The organism is Streptomyces sp. RB17, from assembly GCF_009604455.1.
GTDB lineage: Bacteria > Actinomycetota > Actinomycetes > Streptomycetales > Streptomycetaceae > Streptomyces.
On the sequence record NZ_WEGL01000006.1, the window covers coordinates 390,016 to 409,459 of the forward strand.

Here is a 19,444-nt window from a genome sequence, read left to right on the forward strand (position 1 = left end):
GTGTGGCCGGTTTCGGCTCTCCCGGACCTTCGGCCGCCCCTCACGCGCCCATCGTCCGCCGCGTGGACATCCCGATGGCGGCGGCGACGGCGGCCAGTGCCGCGACGCTGGTGAGTGCGGCGGGCAGGGAGAACCAGTCGGCCATGAACCCGATCGCGGGCGGCCCGAGCAGCATGCCGCCGTAGCCCAGCGTCGAGGCGACGGCCACGCCGGACGGTCCGGTCAGCACACCCGCCCGTTCCACGGCGACGGGAAAGAGGTTGGCGAGCCCGAGTCCGGTGACGGCGAAGCCGAGCAGCGCGGCCCACACGGACGGCGCGAGTGAACCGAGCAGCATGCCCCCGGCCGCGACGGTGCCGCCGACGATCACCGTACGGGCACGGCCGAGACGCTCCAGGAGGGTCGTGCCGGTCGCCCGGCCCACGGTCATGGCCAGCGCGAAACACGCGTACCCGGCCGCCGCCACGCCGGACGACGCCGCGAGGTCCTGCTGGAGGTGGAGCGCGCCCCAGTCGGCCATGGCGCCTTCGCCGTAGGCGGTGCACAGCGCGATCAGCCCGAAGACGAGGACCAGCCCGCGGCGGCCGCCCGTCCGGCGCGCCGCGACAGGTGACGGCTCCGGGTGTGGGGAGGGGGCGCGGTCCGCCGGGGCGGGCGGTTCCTGCCGCAGCAGGGTGCGCCCGGCGACGGCTGTGACGAGCAGCCCGATCAGGGTCAGGCCGAACAGATGCCGGGTGGGGGAGAGCGCACCGGAGACCAGGCCGCCGAGACCGGCGCCGATCATCCCGCCGAGGCTGAACGCCGCGTGGAACGACGGCATGATCGGCCGCCGCAGCGCCGCCACCAGGTCGACGGCGGCGCTGTTGAAGGCGACGTTGATACCGCCGTAGGCGGCGCCGAAGACGAGGAGTACGGCGCCGAGGGCGGGCGCGGAGTGAGTCAGCGGGGGCAGGCTGACGCTGAGGGAGAGCAGGACGGCGCAGACCACAGTGACCGGATGGCTGCCGTAGCGGCGGCACAGCCGCCCGGTCAGGGTCATGGTGACGACGGCGCCGGCGGAGACACAGAGCAGGGCCAGGCCCAGGGCGCTGGCGGAGGAGTCGGTCTGCTGCTTGATGGCGGGGATGCGGACCACCCAGCCCGCGAAGACGAAGCCGTCGAGCGCGAAGAACGCGGTGAGAGCGACGCGGAGCCGGGAGAGATCGCGGCTGCCACCCGGCACGACGCTGTGCTTTCGGGTTTTGTTTATTAGCGGCACAAAGTCAGGCTAGGTGGGTGGGCGGGGGTGGTGCAAGGGGAGGGCCGGCACCGGGAGGTGCCCCCGCACGGGGTGTGCGCCGGGACGGGGAGCCCGCCGCACGGGCAAGGCGTGCCGCATGCGGGGTGCGGCCTGCACGCCGAAGCTGGAGGTGTCGCCCCGCGCTGCGTACACGACTGCACCGGGAGATGTCGGCCCTACCCCCGCACCGGGAAGTGCTCCGCACGGGTGTACGCACCCCGCACCAGTACGCGCTCCGCACGGCTGTGTGCGGCGCACGGGTATGCGCTCCCGAACAGCGAAGACGCTGCCGCACGGGTATGGCCCCCTGCACCGGAAGGGTGCCCCGCATGGGTGTGTGCGGCGCACCGGTATGCGCTCCCGAACAGCGAAGAGAGGGTGCCTTGCGGGGGGTGTGTGTGGCCCACGGGTATGCGCCCCTCCGCACGGGCGACGCGCCGTTCCGCGCGGGACGCCCCCGCACAGGGACACGCCGCCTCGCACAGGGACACGCCCTGCCCCGCACAGGGACAACGCCCCGCCCCCCGCACGGGATGCGCCCCTCCCGACGGGAACACGCTCCTCCGCACGGGACGCGCCCCTCCGCACGCCGGAGGCGCACCCGCGCCGATCGGGAAACCGCCCCCCCACACTGCTCAGACCGGCTCGAACCCCTCCCCCGTAACCCTCAGCACCGTCCGCCCCTCGTAGTCCTCGCCGGAGGCGATCGCCACGATGGCCCGGGCGACCCCGGCCGGGTCGAGTGGTACGGGGAAGCGTTCCTTCAGATACGCGTCGGCCGACTGGCCGGTCTCGGCGCCGTACGCGGTGGCCGCGGCCTCGCCGATCGCGGTCCCGGTGAGCAGTTGGCCCGGGACGAGGGCGACGAACCGGATGCCGAGTCCGCGGGCGTCGGCTTCGCGCTGGAGATACCCGGCCAGGAACATCTGCGTCCGCTTGGCGCCGGCGTAGCCGCCCGACAGCGGTGAGCCGCCGAGCCCGGCGCCGCTGGAGAGGATCACCACGGTCGAGCCCGGCCGCAACGGCCGTGCGAGGGCGGCGCGACCGACCTCGAAGGCGATCCTGACGTCGACGTGCCAGGGAGCCGAGAACGACTCCCAGCTCTGCTCCGCGACCGGCGCCATCCGCGGTCGCGCGCCCGCGGCGACCACGACGAGGTCCGGGTCGGCCTCCCCGAGGAGCGCCGTCACCCGCGCGGGATCCGTGGCGTCCCGCTCGTGACCGGAGCCCAGGACACGGAAGCCGGCGGCGGTGAGGGCGTCGGCGGTGGCGCGGCCGACGCTGCCGGCTGCGCCGATGACCAAGGCGTTGTGGCTGTTCATGGGGTTCCTCCCGGGCGGACGGTGGATGCGGACGATGTGCGGTGCCGGGGCGGCGTCGTACGCGTCACGGCGGCGCCCTCTCGTACGAGCCCCATGGCTCAGGAGCCGGTGGCTCGTGCCGCCGGCAGGCCCGCCAGCTGCCGTTCCAGGGCCTTCACCACGCCGCTGTGCCAGCCCTCGGCCAGGGACGCCGACAGCGGGTCGGGGAAGATGTCCTCCTCGCCCTTCTCCACACCGTCGAAGACGGCTCGCGCCACGGACTCGGCGGAGGCCTTCGGGATGTCGAGCGAGCGGGTCATGTCGGTGTCCACGGGCCCGGTCAGCACCGCGTGCACGCGCACCCCCCGTCCCGCCAGCAGGGTGCGCAGCGACTGCGTCAGGGAGAACGCCGCCGCCTTGGACACCGAGTAGGCCGGAAGCAGCGGCAGCGCGGCGAGGCCGTTCAGCGACAGGTTGTTGACGATCGCGCCCTGGGAGCGGAGCAGCGCCGGCAGGAAGGCCTGGATCACGTCGTAGGTGCCGAAGAGGTTGACGGCGAGATGCCGTTCCAGGGCGGTACGGTCTTCCAACTCGTCGGGTACGGCGATGCCGGCGTTGTTGACCAGGACGTCGAGGGCATCGATCTCCCCGGCGGCCCGGCGCAGCCGGTCTCCGTCCGTCACGTCCAGGCGCAGCGGCGTGACCCGCCGGTCCGGGTGGTCCAGCGGCCCGCGGGTACCGGCGTACACCCGCGCCGCGCCCCTCGCCAGGGCCTCCTCAACCAGCTCCCGGCCGATGCCGCGATTGCCGCCGGTGACCAGAACGGCCCTGCCCGCGATGTTCGTCACGGTGATCTCCCTCTCCTTGAAGACGCGTGGACAGCCTGAGCGCGCTGTCCGACGCGCTGTGGATGTGCGGTCACTTGTGGAGACACGGGCGCCCGCGGCGAATCACCGATGACTTTCCGGCCCGGTCGGTGTCCTTACCGTGAGGACCGGAGGAAGAGCGAGGCGAGGGATGCCGTGGTGACCGAGACGACCCTGGACCGTGCGCGGGCCGGCGACGCGGAGGCGTTCCGTGCGCTGACCGAGCCGCACCGGCGCGAACTCCAGCTGCACTGCTACCGGATCCTCGGCTCCGTACAGGACGCGGAGGACACGGTCCAGGAGACCCTGCTCGCCGCCTGGCGCGGGCTGGACGGATTCCAGGGCCGGGCCTCCGTACGCGCCTGGCTGTACCGCATCGCGACCAACCGCTGCCTGAACGCGCTGCGCGACGCCGGCCGGCGGCCGCAGCCGCGCGAACCGGCCCGTCCCCCGTCGGACGTGCCCGACCCCACGCGCCGCTCCGAGGCGCTCTGGTACGAGCCCTACCCGGACGCCCTGCTCGCCGACCTGCCCGACACCGCGCCGGGCCCGGAGGCCCGTTACGAGACGCGGGAGGCGCTGGCGCTGTCGTTCACGGCCGGGCTCCAGCAACTGCCGCCACGGCAGCGCGCGGTCCTGGTGCTGCGCGATGTGCTCGGCTTCCGCACCGCGGAAGTGGCCCAACTTCTCGACAGCAGCGGTGTGTCGGTGAACAGCGCCCTGCAGCGCGCGCGTGCGGCGCTGGACGGCCGGCTGCCCGCACCGGACCGGGACCGTGCACCGCTGCCGCGTTCGACGCGGGAACGCGCGCTCGTCGCACGGTTCGTGGACGCACTGGAGAACTCCGACGTCGACGGGCTCCTCGCGCTGCTGACCGAGGACGCCCGGCTGACGATGCCGCCCGAGCCGCTCGAGTACCAGGGACACACGGCGATCGCCCGGTTCTACGGCGCCCTGCCCTGGTGGGGCGGCCAGGCGCTTCGGCTCCTGTCCACGCGTGCGAACGGCCAGCCCGCGTTCGGCAGCTATCTGCGCGAGCCCGGCAGCCCGGACGCACACGCGTACGGGCTTGTCGTTCTCACACTGCGAGACGACCGGATCTCCGCCATCACCCGCTTCGGCGACAACGGCCTCCTGCCACTCTTCGGCCTGCCCCGGACACTGAGTGACCGGCCCCGAGTGCCCGGGAATCGACCGATGTGCCCTTGACCTGCATCGACTTGAGTCCGCTCGGGCCGACGGCGGCGCCAACGAGGCGGGAGGCACGCCTCGTTCGGCCTGTCCCCAGGGCGTCCGGGCGCATTCCGGGGGCGGATACAGGTCGGTTAATGCTTGCTCACGAGCTGGTTGCCGAGGGGTGAGCGGTCCATGATGGGCTCATGACGTTGGCCTCGCGCGCGCTCGCGCAACTGGCGACCTGGCCCGACCTGAGACAGGCGGTCCCGAGCTGCGGCCTGGGAGAGGCGGTGAGTTCGGCCCAGGGCGAGATCGCCCACTTCCACTCGGACCGCGATGTGGATCTGCGGCTGACCGACCGGGCGATCCGGCGGTTCGCCAAGGACCTCAGGGACTCGGGCGCGATCAGGATCGTGCCCGGTTCGCAGTGGGTGACGCTGCGCCTCGACGCGGCGAGCGACGTCGACCTGCTGCTGACCCTGGTGAGCGTGGCGCTCCAGGCCCAGCAGGCCTGGCCCGACCCGCTCGACCGGCCCGCCGCCGGCTGCAACGACCAGCGTGGCGCGGGTTTCGTGAAGGCCGACCGCGGCGGCATCTGAGCCGGCCCGCCCTGCGTCGCCTGTCACACCGTGACGACCCGGACGCCGGCCTCCTCGAAGCGGCGTACCGTCTCCTGCCCCGCCGCCGTGTCCGTCACGAGCGTGTCCACCAGCTCCGCCCCGCAGATCCGGGCGAACGCCCGCTGGCCCAGCTTGCTGGAGTCCGCGGCGACCACCACCCGCTCGGCGCGCTCGCACAGCAGCCGGTTGATCGCGGCCTCCGCCTCGTCATGGGCCGCCGCGCCGTGCGTCACGTCGAAGGCGACGACCCCGAGCACCGCCACGTCGAGCGTGATCTGACCGAGTACCCCGTCCGCGAGCGGGCCGATGAGTTCGTACGACTGCGGTCGCGCGACCCCGCCCGTCACCACGATCTTGAACTGGGGGCGTACGGCGAGCTCGTTGGCGATGTTGAGCGCGTTGGTGACGACGGTCAGCGCGGGCGATCCGGTGGACAGATCGCCGCGTACGGCCAGGGCGCGGGCCACCTCCGTGGTGGTCGTGCCGCCGGTCAGCCCCACCGCCTCGCCCGGCGCGACGAGTTCGGCCACGGCCTTGGCGATGCGCTGCTTCTCCGAGGCCCGGCGGGCCGTCTTGTAGCGCAGCGGGAGTTCGTACGACACCCCGTGCACCACCGCGCCGCCCCGGGTGCGCACCAGCATCTGCTGCTCGGCGAGCTGGTCGAAGTCCCGCCGGATCGTCGCCGCCGACACCGCCAGCTCGGCCGCCGCCTCCTCGACCTCGAGCCGGCCGCGCTCGACGAGCAGTTCCAGCAGTGCCTTCCAGCGGGCGTCCCGGGACATCCGCAGCCTCCGTTCTGACGTCTCCCGGTGACCCTAGCGCACCTCACCCGCGGTCAAATGCTTGATTGTGCTCGAAAGATCGCTATATCTTGCAGGAAAAATCAGTAAGGGGAGGGTGTGGCCATGAGTCATGTCGAGGACGAGCTGAACAGCCAGCCGGAGTGCTGGATACGGGCGGCCGAGGAGGCGGACCGCTACCGGGAGGCGCTGCCGCGGCCGGGGGAGCGGGTCGCCGTCGTGGGGTGCGGGACCTCGTACTTCATGGCGCAGGCGGCGGCCGCCCTGCGGGAGGGTGCCGGCCAGGGCGAGACCGACGCGTTCGCTGCCTCCGAGTTCCCCCACCGGCGGTCGTACGACCGGGTGGTGGCCCTCACCCGGTCCGGCACCACCACCGAAGTGCTGGAGCTGCTGGCCCGGTTGAGGGGCCGGACCCGGACCACGGCCGTCACCGGCGATCCGGACACCCCGGTGACCTCGGCCGCCGACGACCTCGTGGTGCTGGACTTCGCCGACGAACGCTCCGTCGTCCAGACCCGGTTCGCCACCACCGCTCTCACCCTCCTGCGCGCCCATCTCGGCCTGCACACCGACTCCGTCGTCGCCGACGCGCGCACGGCCCTCGCCACCCCTCTTCCCGAAGAGCTGGTCTCCTGCACCCAGTTCACCTTCCTCGGGCGCGGCTGGACCGTCGGGCTCGCCAACGAGGCCGGGCTGAAGATGCGCGAGGCCGCACTGTCCTGGACCGAGGCGTATCCGGCGATGGAGTACCGGCACGGTCCCATCAGCATCACCACCGGGGGCACGGCCACCTGGATGCTCGGCGAGGCACCCGACGGGCTCGCCGAACAGGTCCGCACCACCGGCGCCCGGTGGATCGCCGGCGGGCTCGACCCGCTCGCCGAACTCGTCCGTGTCCAGCGGCTCGCGGTCGCCGTCGCCGCCGCCAGCGGCCTCGACCCGGACCAGCCGCGCCATCTCACCCGCTCGGTGATCCTCGCCCCCTGAACCCCGGCCCGCCGCCCACGCCCCGGAAGGACACCTGCTGTGCCCCTCGCGTCCACCGGCGAGCTGATCACCGCAGCCGCCGACACCAGATCCGCCGTCGCCGCGTTCAACGTCATCACCCTGGAGCATGTCGAGGCCGTGATCGCCGGCGCCGAGTCGGCCGGCGCGCCCGTCGTGCTCCAGGTCAGCGAGAACGCCGTCACGTTCCGCTACGGCCGCCTGCTGCCGCTGGCCAGGGCTGCCGTCGCCGCCGCCGAACGCGCCGCCGTCCCCGTCGCGTTGCACCTGGACCATGTGCAGAGCGACCACCTGCTGCGCCAGGCGCCCGACGCCGGGTTCAGCTCGGTGATGTACGACGCCGCCCGGCTGCCGTACGCCGACAACCTGTCCGCCACGCGGGCCGCCGCCGACTGGGCGCACGCCCAAGGTCTGTGGATCGAGGCCGAGCTGGGCCAGATCGGCGGCAAGGACGGCAGGCTCCCGCTGGACGCCCACGCGCCCGGCGCGCGCACCGACCCGGACCAGGCCCGCGATTTCGTGGCGCGCACCGGTGTGGACGCGCTCGCCGTCGCCGTCGGCAGCGTGCACGCGATGACCACCCGCACCGCCACCCTCGACCACGGCCTGCTCAAGCGGCTGTCCGCCGCGCTGCCCGTCCCGCTCGTCCTGCACGGCTCCTCCGGGGTCCCGGACGACGGCCTGACCGCGGCGGTCGCCGGCGGCATCGCCAAGGTCAACGTCGGCACGGCGCTGAACGTCGCCTTGACCGGCGCCATCCGCGACTTCCTCGCGGCGCATCCCGAGGCCGTCGACTCCCGTAAGTACCTGAGCGTGGGGAGGGATGCGATGGCTTCCGAAGTCCGGCGGATCATCGGGGTCCTCTCCCGGACGGCCTAGCCCTTCTTGACGGCGCTCAGCACCACGAACTTGGGGTCACTGGCCACCAGTTCACAGTTCCCGAACAGTCGCCTCAGCTTGACGTGATACCCCAGGTGCCGGTTCCCGATCACCCACAGCTCACCCCCCGGCCGAAGCGATCGCAGCGCGCCCGTGAACATGCGCCACGCCGTCGCGTCGGTCGTGGCCTGGTGGGAGTGGAAGGGAGGGTTGTTCAGGACCAGGTCCACACTGCCGGGCGCCACCCCGGCCAGCCCGTCGCCGACCCGGAACTCCGCGTGTCCCGGCACCCCGTTGGCCTTGTACGTCGCCTCCGCCGAGGCCACCGCCTGGAAGGACTCGTCCACGAACAGCACCTCGGCCGACGGGTCGGCGAGCGCCACCGCCGTACCGACGACGCCGTTGCCGCACCCGAGGTCCACCACGCGGGCCGCGCCCGGTCCGGGCAGGTGCTGCAGGAAGAATCGGGTGCCGATGTCGAGGCGGTCGGCGCAGAAGACGCCGGCGTGGTTGACCACCGGGCGCCCGGAGACCTCCCCGATGCCGTCGGGGAGGGTGTGGCTGTACGGCCACGGGTTCGCCGGCCGCTCCAGCGCCGGGTCGGGGGTGCAGAAGATCAGCCGGGCCTTCTGCTGCGCCGGCGAGGTCCGGGTCGGGCCGATGATCCGCTCGAACAACTGCAGAGTGGAGGTGTGGATCTCCTTCACCATCCCGGTGCCGACGACCACCGTGCCGGCGTGCACGGCGGGCGCCAGCCGGTGCAGCTGGTCCTCCAGCAGCGCCAGGCTCTTCGGCACCCGCACCAGCAGCACGTCCACCCGCTGCGGAGGCGGGTCCTGGGTGGTCAGCAACCGGACGGCACCGGGCTCGACACCGGCCCGCGCCAGATTCGCCCGGGTCGCCTCCTGGCCCAGGAAAGAGTCGGTGATCTGCGTCGGCCGGTGCTCCGCGAGCGCCGTGACCAGCGCGCCCCAGCGGTCCCCGAGCACCACGACCGAGCCCGTGAGCGGCACCCCCTCCTCGGCCAGGTGGCGCAGCAGGTACGCGTCGGAGGCGTCCCAGGCGCGCAGCCGGTCGCGGGGATCCTCGGGGAAGCGGGACAGTCCGACCTCGCCCCACGGTGTCGTCATTCGATCGCTCATCGTGCCTCCCAGGCTAGCGGAGCCGCAGCTCAGGGCCGGTGGGGCGGGCTTGCGGCACGATGGAGCGTGTGGACGCGGAACTGTTTCCCCGGGAGCGCGCCCGGGTCGCGCCGGGCGCCGTGCACGTCCCGGACTGGCTGGACGCCGACGCGCAGCGCGAGCTGCTCGCCGCCTGCCGCCGGTGGGCGCGCCCGCCCGCCGGGCTGCGCACCGTACGCACTCCGGGCGGCGGCACGATGACCGCCCGGCAGGTCTGCCTCGGCCGGCACTGGTACCCGTACGCCTACGCCCGTACGGCCGTCGACGGCGACGGCGCCCCCGTGAAGCCGTTCCCGGCCTGGCTCGGCGAGCTGGGCCGCCGCGCCGTCGTCGCCGCGCTGGGCCCGCAGGAGCCGTACGCGTACGACATCGCGCTGATCAACTTCTACGACGGCGACGCCCGCATGGGCATGCACCGCGACAGCGACGAGAAGACGGACGCGCCGGTGGTCTCCCTCAGCCTCGGCGACACATGCGTCTTCCGCTTCGGCAACACCGAGACGCGCGCGAAGCCGTACACGGACGTCGAGCTGCGCAGCGGTGACCTGTTCGTCTTCGGCGGCCCCTCCCGGCTCGCCTACCACGGGGTTCCGCGGGTGTACGGCGGCACCGCGCCGACCTGGCTGGGCCTGTCCGGACGTCTGAACATCACACTTCGGGTCGGCGGCCTGTAGGCCGCCGCACCTGCGGATCATGGGAGACTCGCCCTCATGAGCGGCAAGGCGGAGCCCCGGGCGGCGGGGGAGAGGACCACCTCGAGGGCGCGGCTGGACCGAGGGCGCGGAGCGCTCGGACCCGCGCTGGAGCTGGTGCACACCGGCCGGGCACCGACCCGGGCCGTGCTCACGGCCGAACTCGGGGTCACCCGGGCGACCGCCGGGGCGGTGGCCGCCGAGCTGGAGGCACTCGGCCTGATCCGGGTGGACGCCCGGCCGGGGGCCGCGGCCGGTTCGCAGGGCCGCCCCTCGCACCGGCTCCAGGTCGCCGAGGACGGCCCGGTGGCGCTCGCCGCGCAGGTCCACGCCGACGGCTTCCGGGCCGCGCTGGTCGGCCTCGGCGGGCGGATCGTGGCGACCGCGCCCGGCTGCGAGACCGTCGACGCCGACCCGGCGAAGGTGCTCGGATCGGTCGTCGAGGCAGGCGCGGAACTGCTGCGCACGACCGGCCGTCGCTGCGTCGGCGCCGGACTCGCCGTGCCCTCCGCCGTGGCCGAACCCGACGGCCTCGCCCTCAACCCCCTGCACCTGGCCTGGCCCGTCGGCGCCCCCGTCCGGCGGATCTTCGCGGAGTGCGTGCGCGCGGCGGGCATCACCGGGCCCGCCTTCGCCGGCAACGACGTCAACCTCGCCGCGCTCGCCGAACACCGGCACGGCGCCGGCCGGGGCGCCCGGGACCTGCTGTGCGTGGCCACCGGACACCGGGGCGTCGGCGGGGCCCTGGTGCTGGACGGCCGCCTGCACACCGGCAGTTCGGGCCTCGCGCTGGAGGTCGGCCACCTCACGGTCAACCCGGAGGGCCGGCCCTGCCACTGCGGCAGCCGCGGCTGTCTGGACGTCGAGGCCGACCCGTTGGCCCTGCTGGTCGAGGCCGGTCGCGAGCCGGGTCCGGAGGTGTCCCTGCTCCAGCAGGCCAACGACCTGCTGCGCAGCCAGTACGCCGACCCGGCCGTCCGCACGGCCGCCGAGGCCCTGATCGACCGTCTGGGGCTCGGCCTCGCCGGACTGGTCAACATCCTCAACCCCGACCGCATCATCCTCGGTGGCCTGCACCGCACCCTCCTGGACGCCGACCCCGGCCGGCTCCGCGCGGTCGTCGCCGACCGCAGCCTGTGGGGCCAGAGCGGCGGAGTACCGATCCTCCCGTGCACCCTGGACCACAACAGCCTGGTCGGCGCGGCCGAACTGGCCTGGCAGCCGGTGCTGGACGACCCGCTGGCCGCGCTGCGGTGACCGCTTGCCTCGGCCGCCTCGGTGGGACTTCACCGTCATCCGGCACCTCCGCCGGGCGGCACCGCCACGCCCGGCGGACCGCCGACGGCCGGCTGGAGCTCCACGCACCCGGACACACCGCGCCTACAGAGCCGGCCGGCGCACACCCCGGGTGAGAGGGGGCAGACCGGGACGGACGGCGCCGCGACGCAGGCCGGGCCGCTGCCGAGGAGCAAGACGCCGCCCGCGTACTGGCCCCGAGCCTGCGCCGGCGTCCTGCCGGGGGTGGCCGTGCACCGGCCCCGGCCGGCCTGGAGGCGAGGCCGATGCCTACCCGGCCACCGAACTCCCCGCCGATCCGGCCCTTTTGACGGCCTTCGCCGAGCATCCATTGTACGAGGCGCCGTCCGCAGCGGCGAAGCTGCGCCCGTCGGTGGAGATCTCCCTGGCCTGGACGGACGCCGGGTCGCCGTTCACGGGGCAGTGGCTCGGCGTGGCCTCGCGACCAGTTCGCCACCGCAGTTGGGGCAGATCTGCCCCAGGGCCTCGCCGCACGACTCGCAGAACGTGCACTCGTAGGAGCAGATGCGGGCCGGGCCGTCCGCGGGCAGGGCGGTGGTCGTGCAGCGCTCGCAGCGGTCGCGCATCTCCAGGGGCATGGCCGTGTCGTCTCCTCGGGGCGGGGCCGGTGGTTCTCCGCCCCATTCTGCGGACGGCGGCCGGAGCGGGAACCGTCCGGTGGGACAGGGATCGATGTGATCGGGCCACGCCCGTTCCGCTCACGGCCAGTCGGCCGCGAATGCCCGTCCCGGATGCTCGGTGAGCATGCGATCCACGAGGTCGGCGCCCAGCGCGGCGTCCAGCCGCGACCGCACCCGGCGCAGCAGGTACGGCATCCCGGGCCCGCCGTCGACCGAGCGGGCCCCGGCGACCACCGTGTCGCCGCCGAGCAGCAGCCGGTCACCGAAGCCGGCCTCCGCCAGGGCCCGTACCGCCTCCGGCATCCGCCAGTCGGTGACGTGATGGGCGCGGGAGGGCCCGTCGAAGGCCAGCCAGCAGCCGGACTCGGCGGCCTGGCGGTGCACCACGGGGTCGGGGAAGCGGTTCGGATGGCCGAGGATCACCCGATCCCCCGGCACGCCCAACTCGTCGCACAGCAGGTCGAGTACGTCCAGCGCGCCGGTGCCCAGCTCCAGGTGCACGGCGAGGGGCGCACCGGTGGCGTGATGCGCCTCGGCCGCCGCCGTCATGGTCCAGCGGGCGTGCGCGTCCAGCGCGTGGAAGCCACCCGCCACCTTGATCAGACCGGCCCGCACCCCGGTCGTGCCGATGCCCTCGGTCAGTTCGGACACGAACAGTTCGGTGAGGCCGGTGCCGTGCAGCTGGTCGAGCACCTCGGCGTCGTAGTGCGCGGCTTGGTGCAGTCCCGTGGCGCAGACCAGTCGCACACCCGTGGCCCGGGACAGCTCCGGCAGGTCCGCCGCTCGCCGTCCCATGCCGTACGGCGTCCACTGCACGACGGCCGCTCCGCCCGCCGCACGGAAGGCGGCCAGCTCGGCCCGCGCGGCCGAAAGATCGTGCAGCTCCTGGCCGGGCAACTGCGGGCTGCGCAGGAAGAGATGGTCGTGCGCGTCGCACGCGCCCAGCTCCTCGGGCCGTATGTCGCCGAGGACCGTACGGACGCGGCTCACCACTGCCGCCCGCGCGGGAGCCGGTCCCGGCCGGGCGCGGACAGGTGCAGCACCTGGTAGAGGTCCCCGTCGGCCTTGGGCGTGTCGTGCTCCCAGAGCGAGAAGTGGACCAGCTCCCACGCGCGCGTGTCCACGGCCGCCGCCGCGAGAACCGCGCCGTCCTCCGCGGCCAGCCGCCCGGTCTCGGCCACCGCCTCCGCCATGAACGCGGCCAACTCAACGCCGTCCGGGGCCGGTTGGCGTCGCCGCACGGCGAACGTGGGCGCCGACCCGGTCGCGGCGCCCTCCTCGAACGCCAGACCCGTCCACTGCCGGATCGCCGGCCGCCCGAAGTCATCGACAGGCCCCTGGAAGGCTCCTCCCCACAGGAAGCCGTTCATGCCCTCCACGGTGTTCCAGAGGTAGAACGGCCCGTACTGGTTCACCGGCGAGCCGTGCACCCCGCGCTCGCGCAGCAGGTACGTCTTGATGCCGAGGCCGTCCCAGTCGTCCAGCAGATGCCCGACACGGGCGACGCGGGAGCGGATGACGCCCATGTCGTAGTCGGCGGGCAGGGTGAACTCGTACTGCATGGCGTGCATGTCGGGCTTCCCTTCTCGGGTCTCAGGCGGGGTAGTCGTCCACGTGCGCGTGCCACTCGGTCGTCGTACCGTCCTCGGCGGCCTCCACGACCGCGAGATGGGTCATGGACGTGCGGGGCCCGGCGCCGTGCCAGTGCCATTCGTCCGGCTCGATCCACACCGTGTCGCCCGCGCGGATCGCCTCCACCGCACCGCCCTTGCGCTGCACCAGCCCCTCGCCCTCCAGCACGTGCAGCACCTGCCCGTCCGGATGGCGGTGCCAGGCCGTGTGGGCACTCGGGGCGAAGTGGACGTTGAACATGCGCAGCCGGGCGGGCGCGGCCGTCTCGTCCAGCCGGACCGTGCCGGTGAAGTTCTCCGCCGGGCCCTGCAGAGTCCCGGGACGCCGTCTGGTGATGTGCACGGACTCATCTCTCCTGTCCGGGAGTTCGGGGTGCGAGCAGGGAGAGCAGCCCGCGGACACCGGCGTCGAAGGCGGCGGGGGAGCCGGAGGCGCGGGCGAGGACATAGCCCCCCTGCACGGTGGCCAGGACGGCCGCGCCGATCTCCTCGCCGTCCAGGCCCGGCGCGAACTGTCCCAGCCGCTTGCCCTCTTCGACGAGCTCGGCGATCCGCCCGTGGATGGCGGCGATCGTCTCGTCGACGGGCGCGCGCAGGTCCTTGTTCGCGATCACGTCGGGGTCCATGGTCAGCCGGCCGACCGGGCAGCCGCGCAGCACGTCACGCTCGCGCAGCAGATAGGCCTCGATGCGCTCGTACGGCGTGCCCGGACCGCTCAGGACCTGCTCGGCGGTGGCGCGCAGCTCCTGTGCGGTCCGCCGGATCGCCGCCAGTGCGAGGTCCGGCTTGCCCTTGAAGTGGTGGTACATGCTGCCCTGGCCGGCACCCGCCCGCTCCAGGATCGCCTTGGGGCTCGTGCCCACGTACCCGCGCTCCCACAGCAGCTCACGGGTGGACTCGATCAGTCGTTCCGAGGTGCTCATGCATTGACTGTACATACTAGTGGTTACAACGTGCCACCCCAGCCGCGCCACCCCCTGCGGAGCAGCCGCCCGACGTCCTCGTACTCCCCGGGAGGTACCCGTACTGCCGCCGGCCGCACGACGACCCGGACCCCCTCGCGGAGGGAGTCTCGTGGCATCCCCCGAAGACCGGGGGGCGACGAAACCGATGAGGGAGATGACCCGAGATGCAGACCCTGGCCGACTGGGGCGGCGGCGGACCCGGCCCCTGGATCCTGTTCTTCCCGCTGATCTGGGCGGCTGTCGTGATCGGCGCCGTCACGTTCCTGCGCCGCACGGTATGGCGCGGACGCGGCGGCCCCTGGCGGCCCATGGACGGCGCACGCCCCGCCGGCGACTCGCCGCTCGCGGTCCTCGGCCGCCGCTTCGCCGCCGGCGAGATCGACGAGGACGAGTACTGGCGCCGCCTGTCCGTCCTGGAGGAGCAGTTCGGCCGTACGGGCAAGGGAGGCGCGGCATGACCACGACCGCACTGCGGGCCGCGGCCCGCGTGGTGGACGCGGTGAAGGTGTACGGCGGTGGCGACACCGCCGTACGCGCCCTGGACGGCGTCGACGTCTCCTTTCCCGCCGGACGCTTCACCGCGATCATGGGCCCCTCGGGCTCCGGCAAGTCCACCCTCATGCACTGCGCGGCCGGCCTCGACACGCTCACCTCCGGCGCCGCCTACATCGGGGACACCGAGCTCGGCGCGCTGGACGACCGGCGCCTGACCCTGCTGCGCCGCGACCGGGTGGGCTTCGTCTTCCAGGCGTTCAACCTGGTGCCGACACTGACCGTCGCGGAGAACATCAGCCTGCCCCTGGACCTGGCGGGGCGGCGCGGCGACCGGGAGTGGATCGACGCGCTCGTCGACGTCGTCGGCCTGCGCGACCGGCTGCACCACCGGCCCTCGGAACTCTCCGGCGGCCAGCAGCAACGCGTCGCCGTGGCACGGGCGTTCGCCGGACGGCCCGACGTGGTCTTCGCCGACGAGCCGACCGGAAACCTCGATTCCCGCTCCGGGGCCGAGGTGCTCGGCCTCCTCGGCTCCGCCGTACGGGAGATGGACCGCACGGTCGTCATGGTCACCCACGACCCGGTGGCCGCCGCGCACGCCGACGAGGTGCTCTTCCTCGCCGACGGACGGCTGGTGGACCGGATGGAGGCGCCGACCGCGGACCGGGTCCTGGACCGCATGAAGGCCTTCGAGGCGCGGTCATGAACGCATCGCTCCGGCTCAGCCTCACGTCCCTGCGCGCGCACCGGCGCCGGTTCGCCGGCACCTTCCTCGCCGTCTTCCTCGGCGTCGCCTTCCTGGCCGGCACCCTCGTCATGGGCGACACGCTGCGGGCCAGCTTCGACAGCATGTTCGGCGAGGCCACCAGCGGCACGGACGCCGTCGTACGCGGCGCCGACGCCATCACCACACCCGGCGAGGCCCAGGGCGTGCGGCGGCCGGTGGACACCTCGCTGGTGAAGACCGTCGAGCGGGTGCCCGGCGTGGCCGCCGCGGTCCCGAACATCCAGGGCGCCGGGCAGCTCGTCGGCTCCGACGGCAAGCCGGTCGGCGGCCAGGGGCCGCCCACGATCGCCGGCAACTGGATCACCGACCCGCGGCTCAACCCGTACCGGCTCGCCGCAGGCCGGGCTCCCGCCGGGCCGGGCGAGGTCGTGGTCAACCGGGGTGCCGCGAAGAAGGGCGGCCTGAAGATCGGTGACACCACGATCCTGCGCACCCCGGACCCCGTGAAGGTCACCGTCGTCGGGCTCGCCACCTTCGGCGGCCAGGACGGCATGGCGCAGGTGACGTTCACCGGCATGACCCGAGCCGACGCCGAGAAGTACCTCACCGCGCGGCCCGGCCAGGCGGCGTCCATCGCGGTGCGGGCCGAAGCCGGAGTGAGCCAGCAGGACCTGGTGCGGCGGCTGACTCCCGTGCTGCCCAAGGGAGTCGAGGCCATCACCGGTCAGCAGTCGGCGCAGGAGAACACCGACATGATCTCCAGCCAGTTCCTGACCATCTTCACCACCTTCCTGCTCGTGTTCTCCGGCGTCGCCCTGCTCGTCGCCACCTTCTCCATCCACAACACCTTCGCGATCGTGGTCGCCCAGCGCACCCGGGAGAACGCCCTGTTGAGGGCCCTCGGCGCGGCCCGCCGCCAGGTGACCGCCGCCGCGCTCGCCGAGGCCTGCGTCGTCGCGGTCACCGCGTCCCTCGCCGGACTCGCGGGCGGCATCGGCATCGCCGCCGGCCTCCAGGCGCTGTTCCCGGCGATCGGATTCCCTTTCCCCGACGGCGACTTGGTGATCAAGACCCTGTCGATGGTGCTGCCGCTCGCGGTGGGGATCGTGGTGTGTCTGGGCTCCGCGCTCCTGCCGGCCCGGCGCGCCGGACGGACGGCGCCGCTCGCCGCCCTGCGCGAGACGGCCGTCGACACCTCCGGGGCCTCCCGCGTCCGTGCGATCGCCGGCGGTGCGCTCGGCGCGCTGGCGCTCGGCGCGACCCTGACCGGCGTCCTCGTCTCCCCGTCCGTGTGGCTGGCCGGAGCCGGCTCGCTGCTCGCCCTGGCGGCCTTCGTCGTCCTCGGCCCGGTCGCCGCCACCACGGCCGTACGGCTGCTCGGCGGCCCCCTGGACCGGCTGCGCGGGGTCACCGGCTCGCTGGCCCGGCGCAACGCCCTGCGCAGCCCGAAGCGGACGGCGGCCACCGCGAGCGCGCTGATGATCGGGGTCGCCGTCGTGTCGCTGTTCACCGTCTTCGGGGCCTCGCTGAAGGCCACCATGGACCAGACGGTCTCCCGGTCCTTCGCCGGCGATGTCGCCGTCAGCAGCCCCTCCTTCGGGGCGGGCGGCAGCGGACTCAGCCCACGGCTCGCCCCCGCGCTCCAGCGACTGCCTCAGGTGGACACCGCTGTGGGACTCGGCCGGGGGGTCGCCGAAGTGGACGGCAAGGGACGGGCGCTGACCGTCACCGATCCGGCCGCGCTGGCCCGCACCTTCGACCTCGGCACGGTCACCGGATCCCTGCGGAGCCTCGGCACCGACGGCATCGCCGTCACCCGGAAGGAGGCCGACCGACAGCATCTGCGCACCGGCGACACGGCGAGGCTGACCTTCACCGACGGCAGGACGGCCGACTTCACCGTCCGTGCCGTGTACGGCCAGTCCGAACTCGCCGGCGACTACGTCATCACCCGCGCCGCCTGGGCCCCGCACCGCACCCAGGACGCGGACACCCTGATCGCCGTCACCTTCAGGCACGGGGTGAGCGCCGACGCGGGCAAGGCGGCGGTGAAGAAGGTCGCCGCCCAGTACGGCAACCCGTCCGTGCAGACCCGGGACGAGTACGCGCAGTCGTCGGCGGGCGGTATCGACATGATGCTCACCCTCGTCTACGCGCTGCTCGCCCTCGCGGTGGTCATCGCCCTGCTCGGCATCGCCAACACGCTGACGCTCGCGCTGCACGAACGCACCCGCGAACTCGGCCTGCTGCGGGCCGTCGGCCAGACCCGGGCCCAGCTGCGGGCCATGGTCCGCTGGGAGTCGGTCCTGGTCGCCGCGTTCGGCACGGCCGGCGGCCTCGGACTCGGCGCCTTCCTGGGCTGGGTGCTGGTGAAGGCCTCCGACGGCGCGAGCGACACCGCGTTCGCCTTCGCCCTCCCGCCCGCCCGGCTCGTCCTGGTCGCCCTCGTCGGCCTCACCGCCGGCGCCCTGGCAGGCCTGCGCCCGGCTCGACGGGCGGGGCGGCTGGATGTGCTGCGGGCCATCGCGACGGAGTGACTGCGTCGCGTCGGCCGGGGCGCCCACGTGTCGGGCAGGCTGAGCGTCATTCGCGTGTGCGGGTGCGTGGTGGGCTGGTCGCGCAGTTTCCCGTGTCCCTGGGGAGTTGCAGGCGCCGTTTGGTGTGATGGCGCCGCCCGTCGGTGCGGCGCCCACCCGGGGGGTCGCGTGAGTGCGGGTGCGTGGTGGGCTGGTCGCGCAGTTTCCCGCGTCCCTAGGGAGTTGCAGCCGCCGTTTGGTGTGATGGCGCCGCCCGTCGGTGCGGCGTCCACCCGGGGGTCGCGTGAGAGCGTTCGCGTGTGCGGGTGCGTGGTGGGCTGGTCGCGCAGTTTCCCGTGTCCCTGGGGAGTTGCAGGCGCCGTTTGTTGCGATGGCGCCGCCCGTCGGTGTGGCGCCCACCCGTAGGGTCGGTTCGGACCGTGCGCGGGTGCGGATGTGTTGTGGCCGGTCGCGCAGTTCCCCGCGCCCCAGGGGGTTGCAGCCGGTCACACCCTCATTCGCACCGTGGCCGTTGAGGCGCTGCCGCGGGCACGGCCGCGCGCGCATACGGTGTCTTCCAGACAGGCGGCGACTGCAGTTCCCCAAGGGGCGGGGGGAACTGCGCGACCAGCCCCCACGCATCCGCACCCGCGCGATCTCACGCGACCCGACAGGTGGCCGCGCAGCCGCGAGGCCGGAGGCCCCGTCACCGCCCGGTCAGCCGGGAACGACCGACCGGGCGGGAGCCTGGGGAACGGCGGCAGCGCTCGGTACCGCGGCCGCCGCCACGGAGGCCTCCGCACTCAGCGCGACCCCGGCGCCGACAGGCGTCCCCGCCGCCGATGCCGCTGCCGCCGCGCCGATGCGGACCGGCTCCGGCGCGGGACGCACCGCCGCGGCACGGCGCGGGGCTTGGGCCGGATACGGCCGTACCACCGTCGGCGCCGACAGCGTGAACCAGACGACCTTGCCGTTCTCGCCGTCCGGCCGTGCACCCCAGCTCTCGCTCACCGCCGCCACCATCGCCAGCCCCCGCCCGCAGGTGGCCAGTGGACCACCGTCCGGCAGGTCCGCCATGTCTGCCGGCACCGGAAGCCGTGGGTCGTTGTCACGCACCGAGACCGTGAGCCGGTCCGGCGCCAGCTCCAGCTCCACCGTGCACGACTTGTCGGGCCTGGCATGCCGGTGGACGTTGCTCAGCAGCTCCGTCACGCCGAGCGCGGCCCGGTCTATCAACGCGTCCATGTGCCAGTAGCGCAACTGCGCAGATACGATTCTGCGGACCTGGCCGATCCGCGACGGCAGGGCTTGGAGCTCCACCGTGCAGTGCCTGCTTGGGTGACTGATCACGGCTGCGACTCCCCGATGTAGAGG

Annotated in this window: 20 protein-coding genes; 9 read left to right on the forward strand and 11 right to left on the reverse strand. The window is 73.7% G+C overall.

Translation table 11 applies throughout. The features are described from left to right. Window positions 1-40: 40 nt before the first annotated feature. From SRB17_RS26940 to SRB17_RS26950, 3 genes are all read right to left on the reverse strand, one after another. On the reverse strand, window positions 41-1,222 hold the full coding sequence (locus SRB17_RS26940; protein ID WP_323376287.1) for an MFS transporter: 1,182 nt from the start codon (window positions 1,220-1,222) through the stop codon (window positions 41-43). Window positions 1,223-1,914: 692 nt separating this feature from the next. Further along, on the reverse strand, window positions 1,915-2,601 hold the full coding sequence (locus SRB17_RS26945; RefSeq protein WP_153542718.1) for an SDR family oxidoreductase: 687 nt from the start codon (window positions 2,599-2,601) through the stop codon (window positions 1,915-1,917). 98 nt (window positions 2,602-2,699) lie between these two features. Next, window positions 2,700-3,428 (reverse strand): SDR family NAD(P)-dependent oxidoreductase, encoded by a 729-nt coding sequence (locus tag SRB17_RS26950; protein ID WP_323376288.1) that lies wholly within the window; start codon window positions 3,426-3,428, stop codon window positions 2,700-2,702. Window positions 3,429-3,605: 177 nt separating this feature from the next. Between SRB17_RS26950 and SRB17_RS26955 the strand changes: the two genes are divergently transcribed. Beyond that, the gene (locus SRB17_RS26955; protein ID WP_323376289.1) at window positions 3,606-4,655 is read left to right on the forward strand and encodes a sigma-70 family RNA polymerase sigma factor; all 1,050 of its coding nucleotides are present in this window, start codon (window positions 3,606-3,608) and stop codon (window positions 4,653-4,655) included. A gap of 170 nt (window positions 4,656-4,825) precedes the next feature. Next, complete coding sequence (locus SRB17_RS26960) at window positions 4,826-5,221, forward strand: luciferase family protein (RefSeq protein ID WP_194294152.1); 396 nt, start codon at window positions 4,826-4,828, stop codon at window positions 5,219-5,221. Window positions 5,222-5,244: 23 nt separating this feature from the next. On the opposite strand, the gene SRB17_RS26965 is transcribed toward SRB17_RS26960, so the two are convergent. Beyond that, entirely contained in the window at window positions 5,245-6,024 is a 780-nt protein-coding gene (locus SRB17_RS26965) for a DeoR/GlpR family DNA-binding transcription regulator (RefSeq protein ID WP_153542720.1), read from the reverse strand. 123 nt (window positions 6,025-6,147) lie between these two features. Here SRB17_RS26965 and SRB17_RS26970 point away from each other — a divergent pair, with 123 nt between their 5' ends. Beyond that, window positions 6,148-7,029 carry an SIS domain-containing protein gene (locus SRB17_RS26970; RefSeq protein ID WP_153542721.1) on the forward strand — a complete coding sequence of 294 codons (882 nt, stop codon included), beginning with the start codon at window positions 6,148-6,150 and terminating at the stop codon, window positions 7,027-7,029. Between the two features lie 39 nt (window positions 7,030-7,068). Next, on the forward strand, window positions 7,069-7,926 hold the full coding sequence (locus SRB17_RS26975; protein WP_323376290.1) for a class II fructose-bisphosphate aldolase: 858 nt from the start codon (window positions 7,069-7,071) through the stop codon (window positions 7,924-7,926). Here the strand turns inward: SRB17_RS26975 and SRB17_RS26980 are convergent. Next, entirely contained in the window at window positions 7,923-9,056 is a 1,134-nt protein-coding gene (locus tag SRB17_RS26980) for a methyltransferase (protein WP_153543009.1), read from the reverse strand. The two genes, SRB17_RS26975 and SRB17_RS26980, sit on opposite strands and share 4 nt — an antisense overlap. 80 nt (window positions 9,057-9,136) lie before the next feature. On the opposite strand from SRB17_RS26980, the gene SRB17_RS26985 reads away from it, so the two are divergent. Both SRB17_RS26985 and SRB17_RS26990 read left to right on the forward strand, forming a co-directional pair. Then, window positions 9,137-9,781, forward strand: a complete 645-nt coding sequence (locus tag SRB17_RS26985; RefSeq protein ID WP_323376291.1) for an alpha-ketoglutarate-dependent dioxygenase AlkB — start codon at window positions 9,137-9,139, stop codon at window positions 9,779-9,781. 36 nt (window positions 9,782-9,817) lie between these two features. Then, complete coding sequence (locus SRB17_RS26990) at window positions 9,818-11,056, forward strand: ROK family protein (protein WP_153542723.1); 1,239 nt, start codon at window positions 9,818-9,820, stop codon at window positions 11,054-11,056. Window positions 11,057-11,508: 452 nt separating this feature from the next. Here SRB17_RS26990 and SRB17_RS26995 read toward each other — a convergent pair whose 3' ends face one another. From SRB17_RS26995 to SRB17_RS27015, 5 genes are all read right to left on the reverse strand, one after another. After that, window positions 11,509-11,694, reverse strand: coding sequence for a DUF1272 domain-containing protein (locus SRB17_RS26995; protein WP_153542724.1), 186 nt, complete (start codon window positions 11,692-11,694; stop codon window positions 11,509-11,511). Window positions 11,695-11,814: 120 nt separating this feature from the next. Then, window positions 11,815-12,726 (reverse strand): phosphotriesterase, encoded by a 912-nt coding sequence (locus SRB17_RS27000; RefSeq protein ID WP_323376292.1) that lies wholly within the window; start codon window positions 12,724-12,726, stop codon window positions 11,815-11,817. Continuing rightward, the gene (locus SRB17_RS27005; RefSeq protein WP_153542725.1) at window positions 12,723-13,307 is read right to left on the reverse strand and encodes a DUF4865 family protein; all 585 of its coding nucleotides are present in this window, start codon (window positions 13,305-13,307) and stop codon (window positions 12,723-12,725) included. The genes SRB17_RS27000 and SRB17_RS27005 overlap by 4 nt, the downstream gene beginning before the upstream one ends. 22 nt (window positions 13,308-13,329) lie before the next feature. Further along, on the reverse strand, window positions 13,330-13,710 hold the full coding sequence (locus tag SRB17_RS27010) for a cupin domain-containing protein (RefSeq protein ID WP_323376293.1): 381 nt from the start codon (window positions 13,708-13,710) through the stop codon (window positions 13,330-13,332). Between the two features lie 4 nt (window positions 13,711-13,714). Beyond that, window positions 13,715-14,305, reverse strand: coding sequence for a TetR/AcrR family transcriptional regulator (locus SRB17_RS27015; RefSeq protein WP_153542727.1), 591 nt, complete (start codon window positions 14,303-14,305; stop codon window positions 13,715-13,717). A 191-nt stretch (window positions 14,306-14,496) separates the two neighbouring features. Between SRB17_RS27015 and SRB17_RS27020 the strand changes: the two genes are divergently transcribed. Genes SRB17_RS27020 through SRB17_RS27030 form a run of 3 tightly spaced genes read left to right on the forward strand, consistent with a single transcriptional unit; the run spans window position 14,497 to window position 18,091 of the window. Then, on the forward strand, window positions 14,497-14,790 hold the full coding sequence (locus tag SRB17_RS27020; RefSeq protein WP_153542728.1) for an SHOCT domain-containing protein: 294 nt from the start codon (window positions 14,497-14,499) through the stop codon (window positions 14,788-14,790). Then, on the forward strand, window positions 14,787-15,533 hold the full coding sequence (locus SRB17_RS27025) for an ABC transporter ATP-binding protein (protein ID WP_153542729.1): 747 nt from the start codon (window positions 14,787-14,789) through the stop codon (window positions 15,531-15,533). The genes SRB17_RS27020 and SRB17_RS27025 overlap by 4 nt, the downstream gene beginning before the upstream one ends. Further along, complete coding sequence (locus tag SRB17_RS27030) at window positions 15,530-18,091, forward strand: ABC transporter permease (RefSeq protein ID WP_153542730.1); 2,562 nt, start codon at window positions 15,530-15,532, stop codon at window positions 18,089-18,091. The genes SRB17_RS27025 and SRB17_RS27030 overlap by 4 nt, the downstream gene beginning before the upstream one ends. A 696-nt stretch (window positions 18,092-18,787) precedes the next feature. On the opposite strand, the gene SRB17_RS27035 is transcribed toward SRB17_RS27030, so the two are convergent. After that, complete coding sequence (locus SRB17_RS27035) at window positions 18,788-19,420, reverse strand: ATP-binding protein (protein WP_323376294.1); 633 nt, start codon at window positions 19,418-19,420, stop codon at window positions 18,788-18,790. Window positions 19,421-19,444: the final 24 nt, after the last annotated feature.

What these genes read in the sequence shown, in the direction of transcription:
- SRB17_RS26945 (WP_153542718.1), bottom strand. Translation starts at nt 2,601, where the DNA reads ATGAACAGCCACAACGCCTTGGTCATCGGCGCAGCCGGCAGCGTCGGC.
- SRB17_RS26960 (WP_194294152.1), top strand. Translation starts at nt 4,826, where the DNA reads ATGACGTTGGCCTCGCGCGCGCTCGCGCAACTGGCGACCTGGCCCGAC.
- SRB17_RS26965 (WP_153542720.1), bottom strand. Translation starts at nt 6,024, where the DNA reads ATGTCCCGGGACGCCCGCTGGAAGGCACTGCTGGAACTGCTCGTCGAG.
- SRB17_RS26970 (WP_153542721.1), top strand. Translation starts at nt 6,148, where the DNA reads ATGAGTCATGTCGAGGACGAGCTGAACAGCCAGCCGGAGTGCTGGATA.
- SRB17_RS26980 (WP_153543009.1), bottom strand. Translation starts at nt 9,056, where the DNA reads ATGACGACACCGTGGGGCGAGGTCGGACTGTCCCGCTTCCCCGAGGAT.
- SRB17_RS26990 (WP_153542723.1), top strand. Translation starts at nt 9,818, where the DNA reads ATGAGCGGCAAGGCGGAGCCCCGGGCGGCGGGGGAGAGGACCACCTCG.
- SRB17_RS26995 (WP_153542724.1), bottom strand. Translation starts at nt 11,694, where the DNA reads ATGCCCCTGGAGATGCGCGACCGCTGCGAGCGCTGCACGACCACCGCC.
- SRB17_RS27005 (WP_153542725.1), bottom strand. Translation starts at nt 13,307, where the DNA reads ATGCACGCCATGCAGTACGAGTTCACCCTGCCCGCCGACTACGACATG.
- SRB17_RS27015 (WP_153542727.1), bottom strand. Translation starts at nt 14,305, where the DNA reads ATGTACAGTCAATGCATGAGCACCTCGGAACGACTGATCGAGTCCACC.
- SRB17_RS27020 (WP_153542728.1), top strand. Translation starts at nt 14,497, where the DNA reads ATGCAGACCCTGGCCGACTGGGGCGGCGGCGGACCCGGCCCCTGGATC.
- SRB17_RS27025 (WP_153542729.1), top strand. Translation starts at nt 14,787, where the DNA reads ATGACCACGACCGCACTGCGGGCCGCGGCCCGCGTGGTGGACGCGGTG.
- SRB17_RS27030 (WP_153542730.1), top strand. Translation starts at nt 15,530, where the DNA reads ATGAACGCATCGCTCCGGCTCAGCCTCACGTCCCTGCGCGCGCACCGG.